At 66.6% G+C, this 12,687-nt stretch carries 15 protein-coding genes; 8 read left to right on the top strand and 7 right to left on the bottom strand.

Annotated features, from left to right (window positions below):
• Nucleotides 1–24 precede the first annotated feature (24 nt).
• Nucleotides 25–1,953 (top strand): hypothetical protein, encoded by a 1,929-nt coding sequence (locus tag KBZ12_RS15945; protein ID WP_254958984.1) that lies wholly within the window; start codon nucleotides 25–27, stop codon nucleotides 1,951–1,953.
• Here the strand turns inward: KBZ12_RS15945 and galE are convergent.
• The gene (gene galE, locus KBZ12_RS15940; RefSeq protein ID WP_254958983.1) at nucleotides 1,928–3,076 is read right to left on the bottom strand and encodes a UDP-glucose 4-epimerase GalE; all 1,149 of its coding nucleotides are present in this window, start codon (nucleotides 3,074–3,076) and stop codon (nucleotides 1,928–1,930) included. The two genes, KBZ12_RS15945 and galE, sit on opposite strands and share 26 nt — an antisense overlap.
• Nucleotides 3,077–3,218: 142 nt before the next feature.
• Between galE and KBZ12_RS15935 the strand changes: the two genes are divergently transcribed.
• From KBZ12_RS15935 to hisS, 4 genes are read left to right on the top strand one after another with little or no spacing between them, the layout of a single operon-like run.
• Nucleotides 3,219–4,631, top strand: coding sequence for a nucleotide sugar dehydrogenase (locus KBZ12_RS15935; protein WP_254958982.1), 1,413 nt, complete (start codon nucleotides 3,219–3,221; stop codon nucleotides 4,629–4,631).
• Nucleotides 4,632–5,573: a UDP-glucuronic acid decarboxylase family protein gene (locus KBZ12_RS15930; RefSeq protein WP_254958980.1), complete on the top strand. Its 942-nt coding sequence runs from the start codon at nucleotides 4,632–4,634 to the stop codon at nucleotides 5,571–5,573. It begins immediately after the preceding gene.
• Complete coding sequence (locus tag KBZ12_RS15925) at nucleotides 5,570–6,598, top strand: NAD-dependent epimerase (RefSeq protein WP_254958979.1); 1,029 nt, start codon at nucleotides 5,570–5,572, stop codon at nucleotides 6,596–6,598. The genes KBZ12_RS15930 and KBZ12_RS15925 overlap by 4 nt, the downstream gene beginning before the upstream one ends.
• A 45-nt stretch (nucleotides 6,599–6,643) precedes the next feature.
• Nucleotides 6,644–7,966: a histidine--tRNA ligase gene (gene hisS / locus KBZ12_RS15920; RefSeq protein WP_254958978.1), complete on the top strand. Its 1,323-nt coding sequence runs from the start codon at nucleotides 6,644–6,646 to the stop codon at nucleotides 7,964–7,966.
• A 95-nt stretch (nucleotides 7,967–8,061) separates the two neighbouring features.
• Here hisS and KBZ12_RS15915 read toward each other — a convergent pair whose 3' ends face one another.
• The 6 genes from KBZ12_RS15915 to KBZ12_RS15890 all read right to left on the bottom strand — a co-directional run bounded on the left by KBZ12_RS15915 (nucleotide 8,062) and on the right by KBZ12_RS15890 (nucleotide 10,336).
• A complete protein-coding gene (locus KBZ12_RS15915; protein WP_254958977.1) occupies nucleotides 8,062–8,262 on the bottom strand; it encodes a photosystem II reaction center protein J in 201 nt (66 codons plus the stop codon).
• Between the two features lie 17 nt (nucleotides 8,263–8,279).
• Nucleotides 8,280–8,399 carry a photosystem II reaction center protein L gene (locus tag KBZ12_RS15910; protein ID WP_254954152.1) on the bottom strand — a complete coding sequence of 40 codons (120 nt, stop codon included), beginning with the start codon at nucleotides 8,397–8,399 and terminating at the stop codon, nucleotides 8,280–8,282.
• Between the two features lie 7 nt (nucleotides 8,400–8,406).
• Nucleotides 8,407–8,544 carry a cytochrome b559 subunit beta gene (gene psbF, locus KBZ12_RS15905; RefSeq protein WP_015109701.1) on the bottom strand — a complete coding sequence of 46 codons (138 nt, stop codon included), beginning with the start codon at nucleotides 8,542–8,544 and terminating at the stop codon, nucleotides 8,407–8,409.
• Nucleotides 8,541–8,795 carry a cytochrome b559 subunit alpha gene (psbE, locus tag KBZ12_RS15900; protein ID WP_216907496.1) on the bottom strand — a complete coding sequence of 85 codons (255 nt, stop codon included), beginning with the start codon at nucleotides 8,793–8,795 and terminating at the stop codon, nucleotides 8,541–8,543. Before psbE ends, psbF begins: the two co-directional genes overlap by 4 nt.
• Before the next feature lie 99 nt (nucleotides 8,796–8,894).
• Entirely contained in the window at nucleotides 8,895–9,911 is a 1,017-nt protein-coding gene (locus KBZ12_RS15895) for a photosynthesis system II assembly factor Ycf48 (RefSeq protein ID WP_254958976.1), read from the bottom strand.
• Between the two features lie 11 nt (nucleotides 9,912–9,922).
• Nucleotides 9,923–10,336: a rubredoxin gene (locus KBZ12_RS15890; protein WP_254958975.1), complete on the bottom strand. Its 414-nt coding sequence runs from the start codon at nucleotides 10,334–10,336 to the stop codon at nucleotides 9,923–9,925.
• 143 nt (nucleotides 10,337–10,479) lie between these two features.
• Between KBZ12_RS15890 and ndhC the strand changes: the two genes are divergently transcribed.
• The 3 genes from ndhC to KBZ12_RS15875 are packed head-to-tail and all read left to right on the top strand — an operon-like array spanning nucleotide 10,480 to nucleotide 12,149.
• Nucleotides 10,480–10,842: a photosynthetic/respiratory NAD(P)H-quinone oxidoreductase subunit C gene (ndhC, locus tag KBZ12_RS15885; protein WP_254954148.1), complete on the top strand. Its 363-nt coding sequence runs from the start codon at nucleotides 10,480–10,482 to the stop codon at nucleotides 10,840–10,842.
• A gap of 13 nt (nucleotides 10,843–10,855) precedes the next feature.
• Nucleotides 10,856–11,599, top strand: a complete 744-nt coding sequence (gene nuoB / locus KBZ12_RS15880) for an NADH-quinone oxidoreductase subunit NuoB (RefSeq protein WP_254958974.1) — start codon at nucleotides 10,856–10,858, stop codon at nucleotides 11,597–11,599.
• Nucleotides 11,592–12,149 (top strand): NAD(P)H-quinone oxidoreductase subunit J, encoded by a 558-nt coding sequence (locus tag KBZ12_RS15875; protein WP_254958973.1) that lies wholly within the window; start codon nucleotides 11,592–11,594, stop codon nucleotides 12,147–12,149. The genes nuoB and KBZ12_RS15875 overlap by 8 nt, the downstream gene beginning before the upstream one ends.
• Nucleotides 12,150–12,687 lie beyond the last annotated feature (538 nt).

Here is a 12,687-nt window from a genome sequence, read left to right as displayed (position 1 = left end):
CGAATGCCTGCGCTGACCGATTCCTTGGCTCCGTTGCTGCTGGCCATCGCGGCGCCGCTGCTGTGGGGATGGCGCTGGGGGCGACCCACCTGGCAGGTGCTTCTTCTCGGTGTGGGCTCCTGGGCGGCCATCGGCTGGCTGTCCCTGCTGCCGGGCGGGCCCAGCCTGCGCCAGGCCTACGGGCTGCTGGTGCTGGTGGACCTGCTGGTGGTGGTGGCGGCCCTGGCCATCCGGCCTCGCCGATGGCGCGATCGACTGGCGGATCATGCCCTGGCACGGCCATTGCTGGCGGTCCTGGCCCCCGCGCTGCTCTGCGCGGTTGCCCTGGGGTGGCGCGGAGTGATTCTGGAGTTTCCCTCGGATGGTTTCGTTTACTACGCGACCTATTTCGGCAGCGATCTGCTGGAGACCGTGCGTCTCGACCCGTTGCGTTACAGCGCACCGGCCAACTGGTTCTTCACGGCGGCCAGCTACCTGTTCGGCTTCCCTGAGGCTCTGGCGCCATGGCGGGCCAGCCTGCTGGCGGCCCTGAACACCTTTCTGGTGCTGCTCGCCAGCGGCCAGCTCAGCCTGCGGCTCACCGGCAAGGTGTCCCTCAGCTGGCTCATGGCCCTGCTGTTCCTGCTGGGCATGGGTCACCAGAACTTTTCCTTCTTCCATCAGATCGCCCTCAACGGCACCCTCCCCGGGCTGGCCCTGGTGCTGGCTGGTGCCACCCCCTTGCTGGGGTTGTTGCAGGCCAGGGCATGGCCGGGGGCTCGCCGGGTGGGTCAGGCGACAGCCGTGCTGCTGGTTCCCGGGTATCTCGCTTATCACGCCCATGGCGTGACGGCCTTTCTCACAATCAATCTGCTGATCGTGGCCAGCGCCGCCAGCCTGGTGCTCTGGCCCTCACGGCAGCGCCTGATGCTCGGCACTGCTGGGGCCGGATTGCTGCTGCTAGTCCTCAACCGGATGCCCTGGCACCCAAAGCTCGAGTCGTTCTACGACTGGCCGGAGCCCATGCGCTTCGTTCACGATTACCGGTTTCTGGGCCATCACTTCTTCTATTTCTGGCCCAGCTTGCCGGTGGCCACCTGGGAGCCGGTCTTCCTGGCCGCACTGGGGTTTTCGGGGGTTTGCCTCGGCCTTTGGCGGAGCTGGCGGCAACCCCCCGGCGCGGTGCTGGCCATGGCCTTGCTGGCGCCGCTGGTGCTGCTGGAGTGGTGGGCCCCCTTCATCAATGATCTGGTCTTCAAGCTGATTGAGCCGGACAGTGCCTATCGGCTGGTCTGGACCAGCCTGTTCTGGATCAGCATCCCCGCAATGGCCTGGGCCCTGGATCGCAGGTGGCAGGCGGGACGCCGCCCCCGAGCCGTTCTGATGGCCACCCTCTCCGGCCTGCTCGCCGTGCTGGCCTTCCCTTTGGAGCTGCGGGGCCGCCCCAACATCTTCGTGTCCAAAGTTCCCCACCTGCTCACTTCCCTGGAGGAGGTGCGCCAGGCGGACGGGACCACCATCGAACCGCTCCTCGGGCCGTTGCGGGAGCTGTGTGACCGGGAGCGCCTGCTGGCGGGCAGGACGTTGCTGAGCGATCCCTATGTCGGAGCGGTGCTGGGCACACGCCAGTGCCTGACTCCCGTGGCGGCCAGGGACATCACCAAGCTGGCGGCGTCGACGGTGGAGACGGGCCAGTATTCGGGGCTGCGCAGCGCCCTGGGCTCACCCGCCTCCCTGAGGGCCTGGCTCGATGGGCGCCGGGTGGATGTGGTGGTGCTGCGCGAGGCCTACGTGCCCTATGCAAGCCGGATTGCCCGGGCCAGCAACCACTGGCAGCCGGATCTGGTCAGCCGCTACGCCGATCTGTCCCTCAACAGCCTCACAACCCACCAGTTGCAAAGGGTGGGTTTCCGGCAGGTGAGGCGCGGCCAGGGGGTGCGGATCTACATCAGGACAACTGTTGCGCCGCGATGAGACTGTTGCGCCGCGATGAGCTTTCCTGTGGACTGCCGGTCCTCGTTCGGTAACCGTGGGGATTGGCGCTCTGCCAGGCCCAGCCATCGCGGCAGATGTCCGCCAGGGAGCGCCGGGTCCGCCAGCCCATGCGACGCTCCGCCTGGCTGGGATCGGCGACACTCACGGCGGAATCACCAGGCCGGCGTGCCACCACGGCATAGGGCAACGTCAGGCCATTGGTGGTTTCGAAGGTCCGCAGCAGCTCGAGCACCGAATGGCCCTCGCCGCTGCCCAGGTTGAGGGTGAGCAGCTGGGGCGGTTCCTCCTGGAGCACCTCGAGGGCCCGGCCGTGGCCTTCGGCCAGGTCCATCACGTGCAGGTAGTCGCGGACGCCCGTGCCATCGCCCGTGGGCCAGTCGCCGCCGAACACCTCCAGGTGCTGCTGGCGCCCACCCGCCACCTGACAAAGGAAAGGAAACAGATTGTTGGGCCGGCCATTGGGGTCTTCGCCGATGCGTCCGCTGGGGTGGGCGCCCACGGGATTGAAGTAACGCAGCAGGGCGATGCGCCACCCCGGGGCACTGGCAGCCACGTCGGTGAGCATTCTCTCGACGGCGGCCTTGGTGTAGCCATAGGGATTGATGGGTTGCAGCGGGGCCGTCTCGGGGATCGGCACCGTGTCGGTGGTGCCGTAAAGGGTGGCGCTGCTGCTGAAGACGAGCGTCTGGCAGCTGTTTCGGCCCATGGCCTCCAGAAGCCGGACCGTGCCGGTGACATTCACGTCCCAGTAACGCAGTGGCTCGGCCATCGATTCGCCCACAGCCTTGAGGCCGGCGAAGTGGAGCACGGCGCTGATGCCGCCGCCCCCGTCCTGGAAGGCACGATCGAGATCCTGCTGGGAGCGCACATCCCCCCGGATCAGGGTGAGACAGCCACCCCCAGGCGCCGCCGCCGACCAGTGATCGGCAGCGTCCTGCCGCCAGGGCTCCAGACCCGCCAGCTCGGCCACACGGCGCAGGGCCTCGGCACTGCCGTTGCTGAAATCGTCGAGCACGACCACCTGATGGCCGGTTTCCAGCAGGGCCAGGCAGGTGTGGCTGCCGATGAATCCGGCTCCCCCCGTGAGCAGGACCTTGGTCAAGAAACGGCTCCCCGTCAGGCTGTCGATCACAATTTACTTGCCCTTAACCTCTTCCACCGCCAACCTTCTTGCCGTGCTCCACACCCGGCCCCGGCGAAAGCCAGTCGATGGAGGTAATGTCCTTGATGAACTGCCATCCCCCATGGATCCGGCCCCTTCGCCGATTCGCACCATCTGTTGCATAGGTGCGGGCTACGTGGGGGGGCCCACGATGGCGGTGATCGCCGACCGTTGTCCAGAGATTCAGGTCACGGTGGTGGACCTCAATGCCGAGCGGATCGCGGCCTGGAACGATCCGGATCTGGCGCGCCTGCCGGTCTACGAACCCGGGCTGGATGCGGTGGTGGGCAGGGCCAGGGGGCGCAACCTCCACTTCACCACTGAGGTGGATGCGGCCATTGCCGGCGCTGACATTGTGTTCCTCTCGGTCAACACCCCCACCAAGACCAGGGGCGTTGGGGCCGGACAGGCCAGCGACCTGCGCTGGATCGAGGTATCGGCCCGTCAGGTGGCCGCTTCCGCCCGGGGCCACACGATCGTGGTCGAGAAGAGCACCTTGCCGGTGCGGACGGCGGAAACGGTGAAGGCGATTCTGGGGGCTGCCCAGCAGAACCTCCCGGAGGGCGATCGCAGTCAAGCCAAGACCTTCGCCGTCCTCTCCAATCCCGAATTCCTGGCCGAGGGCTCGGCGATCGCCGACCTCGAGGCCCCCGACCGGGTGCTGATCGGCGGTGAGGACCCTGCGGCGATCGAATCCCTGGCCGGGATCTACGCCACCTGGGTGCCCCAGCAGCGGATCCTGCGCACCAATCTCTGGAGCAGCGAGCTCTCCAAGCTCACCGCCAACGCCTATCTGGCCCAGAGGATCTCCTCGATCAACAGCATCGCCGCCCTGTGTGAGGCCACCGGGGCCGACGTGCGCGAGGTAGGCCGCGCCATCGGCACCGATTCCAGGATCGGCGCCAAGTTCCTGCAGGCCGGACCCGGCTTCGGCGGCAGCTGCTTCCAGAAGGACATCCTCAACCTGGTCTACCTCTGCCGCCACTACGGCCTTGAGGAGGTGGCGGGCTACTGGGAGCAGGTGGTGACCCTCAACACCTGGCAGCAGGACCGCATCGCCCGGCTGGTGGTCCAGCGCCTGTTCGGCACCGTCACCGGCAAGCGGCTGGCGGTGCTGGGCTTCGCCTTCAAGGCGGACACGAACGACACGCGGGAGGCTCCCGCCATCCGCATCTGCCAGAACCTGATCGAGGAGGGGGCAAAGCTTGTGATCGTGGATCCCAAGGTGTCGCCCGCCCAGATCGCCGCCGACCTGGGCCAGCCCCCGTCGGCGGCCGACGGCGGTTGGCAGGCGGCGGCGTCGCCCCTGGAGGCGGCCACCGGCGCCGACGCCGCGCTGATCCTCACCGAATGGGGCGATTACGCCAGCCTCAACTGGAATGCGATCGCCGCGGTGATGCGGCGCCCGGCCTGGCTGTTCGACGCCAGGGCCATCGCCGATGCCGCTGCCGCCCGCGCGGCGGGGCTTAACGTCTGGCGGGTGGGTGAGGGCTGAGTGACGCGGCGCAATCTGATCACGGGCGGGGCCGGTTTCCTTGGCTCCCATCTGGTCGACCGACTGATGGAGGCTGGGGAGGAGGTGATCTGCCTCGACAACTTCTACTCCGGCCGCAAGGACAACATTCGCCACTGGCTGGGTCACGCCAACTTCGAGTTGATCCGCCACGACGTCACCGAGCCGATCCGCCTGGAGATCGATCGCATCTGGCATCTCGCCTGCCCGGCCTCTCCGGTTCACTACCAGTCCAATCCGATCAAGACCGCCAAGACCAGCTTCCTCGGCACCTACAACATGCTCGGCCTGGCGCGTCGCGTCGGCGCCCGGTTGCTGCTGGCCAGCACCAGTGAGGTCTATGGGGATCCGGAGGTCCATCCCCAGCCCGAGAGCTACCGGGGCTGCGTCAACACCATCGGCATCCGCTCCTGCTACGACGAAGGCAAGCGCATCGCCGAGACGCTCTGCTTCGACTACCAGCGCATGCACGGCACCGAGATCCGTGTGATGCGGATCTTCAACACCTACGGGCCCCGCATGCTCCCCGACGACGGCCGGGTGGTGAGCAACTTCATCGTTCAGGCCCTGCAGGGTCAGTCCCTCACCCTCTATGGCGACGGCAGCCAGACCCGCTCCTTCTGCTACGTCGATGACCTCATCGAGGGCATGATCCGGCTGATGAATGGCGACCACACCGGCCCGATCAACATCGGCAACCCCGGTGAATTCACCATCCGCCAGCTGGCCGAACGGGTCCGGGAGCGCATCCAGCCCGGCCTGGAGCTCACCACCCAGCCCCTGCCCCAGGACGATCCCCTGCAGCGCCAACCCGTGATCGACCTGGCCCGCGAGCTGCTGGACTGGGAGCCGAAGGTGAGCCTGCACGAGGGGCTGGAGTCCACCATCGCCTACTTCCGGGAACGCCTGCGGGCGGGCCGTTGACGGCGAAGGGGCCGATTCTGGTCACCGGGGTCGCCGGCTTCATCGGCGCGGCGGCCGCCGAGCGGTTGCTGGCCCGGGGCGAGCGGGTGGTGGGGCTCGACAATCTCAACGCGTACTACGACCCGGCCCTGAAACGGGCCCGGCTGGAGCGGCTGGAGGCCCTGGCTCCGGTCGGGGCTTTCGATCTCCATCGCCTCGATCTGGTGGACGCCGAAGCGGTGGCGGCCCTGTTCGCCGCCGAGCGTCCCTGCCGGGTGCTGCATCTGGCCGCCCAGGCCGGGGTGCGCCACTCGATCGACAACCCGGCGCTTTCTATCCAGAGCAATCTGGTGGGGTTCGGCACGGTTCTCGAAGGCTGTCGCCACGCTGGCGTTGAGCACCTGGTGTATGCCTCGAGCAGCTCGATCTACGGGGGCAACCGCCACATGCCCTTCCGCGAGCAGGACCCGGTGAACCATCCGGTGAGCCTGTATGCGGCCACCAAGAAGGCCAATGAACTGATGGCCCACACCTACAGCCATCTCTATGGTCTGCCGGCCACCGGGCTGCGCTTCTTCACCGTCTACGGCCCCTGGGGGCGGCCCGACATGGCACCGATGCTGTTCGCCAAGGCGATCCTGGCCGGTGAACCGATCAGGGTGTTCAACCACGGCCGCATGGAGCGGGATTTCACTTACATCGACGACATCGTCGAAGGGGTGATCCGCTGCCTCGACAAGCCCGCCACGGCGGATCCGTGCTTCGATCCGCTGCATCCCGATCCGGCCACGGCCGCCGCGCCCCACCGGATCTTCAACATCGGCAACAGCCAGCCGATCCCGCTGCTGCGCTTCATTGAAGTGCTGGAGCAGGCCCTGGGCCGCGAAGCGATCCGCGATCTGCAGCCGATGCAGCCCGGTGATGTGCCCGCCACCGCTGCCGACACCACCGCCCTGGAGGCCTGGGTGGGGTTCCGTCCCTCCACGGCGATTGAGACCGGGATCGGGCACTTCGCCGCCTGGTACCGCGCCTTCCATGGCGTCTGAGCCGACCCCTTCGGGCACAATGGATCGCTGCCGATCCGCACCGTCTTGAAACCGCTCCAGAGCCTGCGGGGCATGGTCGACCTGCTGCCCGGTCAGACCCCCTTCTGGCAGCGGATCGAAGCCACCGCCCGGGACCATTTCCGTCGGGCCGCTGTCGAGGAGATCCGCACGCCCCTGCTGGAGGTGACCGAGCTGTTCGCCCGGGGCATCGGCGAGGCCACTGACGTGGTGGGCAAGGAGATGTACAGCTTCGAGGATCGGGGCGAGCGCAGCTGCACCCTGCGGCCCGAGGGCACCGCCTCGGTGGTGCGGGCCGCCATCCAGCACGGCCTGGTGGCCCAGGGGCCCCAGCGGCTCTGGTATGGCGGCCCGATGTTTCGCTATGAGAGGCCCCAGGCGGGCCGGCAGAGGCAGTTTCACCAGATCGGCCTGGAGTTTCTTGGTCACGTCGATCCCCGCAGCGACGTGGAGGCCATTGCCATCGCCTGGGATCTGCTGGCCGATCTGGGGGTGGGGGGCCTTTCCCTGGAGGTGAACTCCCTGGGTAGTACCGACGACCGCCTGCGCTATCGCAGCGATCTGGTGGCCTGGCTGGAGGCCCATCGCGGGGATCTGGATCCCGACTCCCAGCAGCGCATCACGACCAACCCCCTGCGGGTGCTGGATTCCAAGAACCCCCAGACCCAGGCCCTGCTGGCCGGGGCCCCCACCCTGGCCGACGCCCTCAATGGCGAGAGCCGCGAGCGCTTCCTGCGGGTGCGTCAGGGCCTCGAAGCCCTCGCCATCCCGTTCACGTTGAATCCCCGCCTGGTGCGCGGCCTGGATTACTACGGCCACACCGCCTTCGAGATCACCAGCAGCCAGCTGGGGGCCCAGGCCACGGTCTGTGGCGGTGGGCGCTATGACGGCCTGGTGGAGCAGTTGGGCGGCCCACCCACGCCGGCCGTCGGTTGGGCCCTTGGGATGGAGCGACTGGTGCTGTTGCTCAGCCAGACACTGCACGACGAGGGCGCAGAACAGGGGCCAGTCGCGGCGCTCGACTTCTACGTGGTGAGCCGGGGGGTGGAGGGCGAGGCCTATGCCATGCGGCTGGCCCGCCAGTGTCGCCATCGGCCTGGGGAGCCGCTGGCCGTTCAGGTGGATCTCTCCGGCGCAGGCTTTGACAAGCAGCTGAAGCGGGCCCGCCGCAGTGGGGCCCGCTGGGCACTGCTGCTGGGGGATGAAGAGGCCGCCAATGGCAGCGTGCGGCTGATGTCCCTGGCGGCGGGCGGCGGGGGGCGGCCAGCTGAGGGGGAGGTGGGGCAGGGCGATCGCCTCCTGAGCGAGACGGAGTTCCTGGCGCTGAGCATTGATCAGATCAACGCCTGAGGGGACTCCGGCGCAAAAAAAGCGGCGCCATGAAAAAGGACGCTCCCGTTCATTGGAGCGTCCAACAATCTGATGATTCTCGACTCTGGGCTGAATCAGGCGGAACCGACGCCCACGTAGGAGCCGTAGAAGAACAGGCCGACCACGAAGATGACGGCCATGCCGCCGGCGGTGGCGACCAGCCAGAGGGGTAGCACCCCTTCGGTCCAACGGCTTTTCCAGGCCACGGCCGGGCGGCCATCGGGAAGGCGGTCGGGAATACGGCCGTCAGGAAGTGAGGATTTTTTGCCGCTCATGGATGGGTGCCTCCCGATCAGTTGAAGAAGTAGCTGGAGAAGAGGATGCCGATGACGAACACGAACAGCAGGCCCAGGTAGAGACTGGTGCGGTTCAGTTCGACCGGCAGGTTGTTGGGGTTGGAATTGCGCTGCATGGATGTCTCAGCGACGAACGAACTGCATGGCGGCCAGGGCACCCAGGAAGAAAACCGTGGGGATGCCGAGGGCGTGGACGGAGAGCCAACGCACCGTGAAGATCGGATAGTTGCGCGGCGTGGTGGGGGCGGTGGACTGGGTCATGGTTCCTGGAGGCGCAGATCAAGGCTGCTCTTGCCCTCGTAACGCTGGCTCACAACAGGAGCCTTGGTTTCCTGGGCCTGGAAATAGGCATCCGGTCGAGGCGTGCCGAAGGCGTCGTAGGCCAGGCCGGTGGACACGAACATGAAGCCCGCCAAAAAGATGGCCGGCAGGGTCACCGCATGGATGACCCAGTAGCGGATGCTTGTGATGATCTCGAAGAACGGGCGTTCCCCTGTGGAGCCGGCAGCCATAGCAACAAGCGTTCAGCCAGAAGATCCTAGGGGTCGGCCAGCGGCTGGCGGGAGCGGGTCGGGGGGTTGGTTACAGAGGGATGCAGTTGCCCCCCGTCCTCAGCCCACCCAGCGCAGCAGCACCCCCCGCTCGCCCAGCACGAAGCCGTTGCCGCCGGGGGCAAAGACGATCCGGGAGAAGTTGGTGGGCTGTTCGCTGCCCACCGGATCCCGCTGCCAGCTGGCGCCGGCATCGTTGCTCACCAGCAGGGTGCCGTTGCCGCCGCCGGTCCAGATGGCGCCGCGGGGATCCCAGGCCATGTCGAGGTAGCCATAGCCGTTGGTGATCGGGATCACGGGCTTGCTCCAGTCGCCGCTTTCGGTGGTTTCGGCGGTGCTCGGGTCACCGTCGAAGCGCAGCTGGGCTCCCCGGGCCACCATCCAGAGATGCCCGTCGGGCTGGAAGCCCATCGACTGCAGCCGCTGGCTGCTGACCCGCTGGTGCACCTGCCAGGCGGGCTGGCCGGGTGCCCAGGTGGCGAAGAAGTTTCCGAGGCTGCTGACACTCACGTAGTCGCCCTCGGGGCTGCGGCGCAGGTCGCGGATGGCGCCGGCGGCGTCACCCACCAGGGCCTGCCAGCTGGAGCCGGCATCGGCGGTGCGGTACACGGCACCCACGTTGGTAGCCAGCTCGGCGCTGCTCGGCCCCTGGGCCGTGACCAGATAGGGCTCACCCGGGAGCTTGGTGTCGAGCAGCAGGCGGCTCCAGCTCTTGCCGGCATCGTCGCTGTGCAGCAGCAGGCCCGGCTGGCCCACGATCCAGCCCTCATCGCCCCTGAAATCGATGCTGATCAGGCGGAAGTTCTCCTCTTCGGGCAGATCGAGGGCCCGCTCCTGCCAGCTGGCGCCGCCATCGTCGGTTTCCATGATCAACCGGTTGCTGCCGACCAGGAAGCCGTGGTCGGCGCTGGTGAAGGACACGTCGAGGGGGTTGGAGCGGGTGTCCAGGGGAACCGACTGCCAGGGGCTGGCGGCCGCCGTGGGCAGGCCCGTGGTGACGCAGCCCGTGAGGCCGAAGGAGAGCACCAGAGACAGCGCCAGGCTGAGCAGGGGGCGCAGCGGGCGGAGGAAGGCCATCAGCACTGGCATCAACGCAGGGAGTAGAGGGAGAGGAAGAAGGCGAACGCCAGGGCGAAACCGCCGAAGATCAGCACGTTCTTCTGGCCGGGGGTGAGGCGGTTCACCCCCAGGCCGAAGTTGAGGTTCTCCTCGAAGCCGCTGGGCTTGTTGCGGGGGCCGATGTCCTTGAAGGCGCCCACCCGGCTGCGGCAGACGGGGCAGCGGAAGCCCACCGGATCCAAGTCGAGGAAGGAGGTGCCGGCGGGTATGGCCAGCTTCTTGACCCCTTCGCCCGGGTCGTAGACGAAGCCGCAGCTGCGGCATTCGAAGCGGTGGCTGGCGGGGTCGTCGACGACGACGGCGTCGGGGGCCTCGATCGGCGCCTCGACGGGCGTCCCGGTCGGAGTCTCCATGGGCATCTCCGTGGGCGGTTCCGTGCTCATCCCATGCCTGGCCTTACCAAACGACTCTATCGACGGGGCCCCCTGTCCCCGCGGCCCCCCCGGACGGACTGCGCCAGCGGTCGTCGCGGCGACCGCCGCCCCCGGAGGCAGGTGGCAGAATGCGTGCCAGGTTGGGTCTGCCGATGTTCGTGCTCTCCGGCTACGACGCCTTTCTGGGCTTCCTGCTGATTTCGGCGGCGGTCCCGGTGCTGGCGCTGGTGGCCAACAAGCTGCTGGCCCCCAAGAGCCGAGCGGGGGAGCGCCAGCTCACCTATGAGTCGGGGATGGAGCCGATTGGCGGTGCCTGGATCCAGTTCAATATCCGCTACTACATGTTCGCCCTGGTCTTCGTCATCTTCGATGTCGAGACCGTGTTCCTCTATCCCTGGGCGGTGGCCTTCCACCGGCTGGGTCTTCTGGCCTTCATCGAGGCCCTGATCTTCATCTCCATCCTGGTGCTGGCCCTGGCGTACGCCTGGCGCAAGGGCGCCCTCGAGTGGAGCTGATCACCCCCCCACCATGACCCTCACCCCCTCTGCAGGCTCCCTGTCCGTCGATGCGCTTCGCGATCTGCGCGAGGCGAGCTGCGGCCCCGTGGGCGCCCCCGGCGTCACCGCCGACCTGTCCGAGAACATCATTCTCACCAGCCTCGACGACCTGCACAACTGGGCCCGGCTCAGCAGCCTCTGGCCGCTGCTGTACGGCACGGCCTGCTGCTTCATCGAGTTCGCGGCCCTGATCGGCTCCCGCTTCGACTTCGACCGCTTCGGTCTGGTGCCCCGCTCCAGCCCGCGCCAGGCCGATCTGCTGATCGTGGCCGGCACGGTCACGATGAAGATGGGACCCGCGCTGGTGCGGCTCTACGAGCAGATGCCGGAGCCCAAGTACGTGATCGCCGTGGGGGCCTGCACCATCACCGGCGGCATGTTCTCCGCCGACTCCACCACGGCTGTGCGCGGCGTCGACAAGCTGATTCCCGTCGATCTTTATCTGCCGGGCTGTCCGCCAAGGCCTGAAGCGATCTTCGATGCGGTGATCAAGCTGCGCAAAAAGGTGGGCAACGAAACCTTCGCCGAGCGCGGCAATCTGCGCCCCACCCACCGCTACTGCACCATCCCCCACCAGATGAAGCGGATCGATCCGATCGTCACCGGGGCCTACCTGCGGGCCGAAACCCAGCAGGCGGCCCTCGCCGCCGCTGCAGGCCTGCCGATGGCCGCAACCGTTCCTTCCACAACCCCTGCCTCTACCACCGATGCCTGAGGAGTCCTCGATCACGACCCCTGCCGCTGGGCCGGTGGGCACCTGGCTGGGCGGCCAGGGTTTTGATGCTGTGGCCCTCGGCCCCGACCATGACGGCGTGGAGATGCTGGGGGTCGAGCCCGCCGCTTTGCCCCTGGTGGCCACGGCCCTGAAGGCGGCCGGCTTCGATTATCTCCAGTGCCAGGGCGGCTACGACGAGGGACCGGGCTGCCGACTGGTGAGCTTCTATCACCTGGTGAAGATGGCCGCGATGCTGGAGCAGCTGGAGGCCCTGGCCGGTGGCAACGGTCCCCTGCCAGCTGATGTACGCCCAGAAGAAGTGCGCCTGAAGGTGTTCCTTTCCCGTGATGGTGCCCTGTCGATCCCCAGCCTCTACGGCCTGTTCCGCGGTGCCGACTGGCAGGAGCGCGAAACCTTCGACATGTTCGGCATCTCCTACGAGGGCCATCCCCATCCCAAGCGCCTGCTGATGCCTGAGGACTGGAAGGGGTACCCACTACGCAAGGATTACGTGCAGCCTGATTTTTATGAAATGCAGGATGCGTATTGATCGAATCATCGTCCACTGGCTGGATAGGTACCTCTGGCGAGTTTATTGGTGGTCTCTGGTTAGCCAATAAGTCTTCTGCTGGCAACGGAATCCATCTTCAGGGCATTGGCAAGATTGCAAAACCCTTAGATCCTGCCTGTTTTTGTGGGGCATATGAATAGATTTTCCGCTGATGCGAGTATCAGCAAGTCCAGGAAAAGATGATAATTTACCGACTGCTGGTCGGGTCCTCTTATACCAGTGCAAAGGCAGGCCATTCAGATTTTCGACTTCATGAACAAGAGTCAGTCGATGTCTAAAAAGCCCTTGGCGAATTCAAGGCAAGCATGGTCGTCCGTGCGGGCAACAATCCTTGGTCCTGCGGTTAAAATCGCCTTTCCAAAGAAGCTCTTGTAGTCCGACTCTATATAAGTAGGGCTTGCTGAAATTTCCCAAGTCACGCCAGGTCGTACTGCAGCTCTTACAGCATGAGCGTTGGTATGAGGGACGACTAGAACTTCAGATAGCAACTAATTGCAGGCAAGACGCTTCACATGCC

This window comes from Cyanobium sp. Cruz CV13-4-11 (assembly GCF_024346055.1).
In the GTDB taxonomy this organism is placed as follows: domain Bacteria; phylum Cyanobacteriota; class Cyanobacteriia; order PCC-6307; family Cyanobiaceae; genus Cyanobium.
Note: the sequence above shows the minus strand (reverse complement) of the source record. Positions and strands in the feature narration are given on the sequence as shown.

What these genes read in the sequence shown, in the direction of transcription:
- KBZ12_RS15935 (WP_254958982.1), top strand. Translation starts at nt 3,219, where the DNA reads ATGGATCCGGCCCCTTCGCCGATTCGCACCATCTGTTGCATAGGTGCG.
- KBZ12_RS15915 (WP_254958977.1), bottom strand. Translation starts at nt 8,262, where the DNA reads ATGAGCGGCAAAAAATCCTCACTTCCTGACGGCCGTATTCCCGACCGC.
- KBZ12_RS15910 (WP_254954152.1), bottom strand. Translation starts at nt 8,399, where the DNA reads ATGCAGCGCAATTCCAACCCCAACAACCTGCCGGTCGAACTGAACCGC.
- psbF (WP_015109701.1), bottom strand. Translation starts at nt 8,544, where the DNA reads ATGACCCAGTCCACCGCCCCCACCACGCCGCGCAACTATCCGATCTTC.
- psbE (WP_216907496.1), bottom strand. Translation starts at nt 8,795, where the DNA reads ATGGCTGCCGGCTCCACAGGGGAACGCCCGTTCTTCGAGATCATCACA.
- KBZ12_RS15895 (WP_254958976.1), bottom strand. Translation starts at nt 9,911, where the DNA reads ATGGCCTTCCTCCGCCCGCTGCGCCCCCTGCTCAGCCTGGCGCTGTCT.
- KBZ12_RS15890 (WP_254958975.1), bottom strand. Translation starts at nt 10,336, where the DNA reads ATGAGCACGGAACCGCCCACGGAGATGCCCATGGAGACTCCGACCGGG.
- ndhC (WP_254954148.1), top strand. Translation starts at nt 10,480, where the DNA reads ATGTTCGTGCTCTCCGGCTACGACGCCTTTCTGGGCTTCCTGCTGATT.
- nuoB (WP_254958974.1), top strand. Translation starts at nt 10,856, where the DNA reads ATGACCCTCACCCCCTCTGCAGGCTCCCTGTCCGTCGATGCGCTTCGC.
- KBZ12_RS15875 (WP_254958973.1), top strand. Translation starts at nt 11,592, where the DNA reads ATGCCTGAGGAGTCCTCGATCACGACCCCTGCCGCTGGGCCGGTGGGC.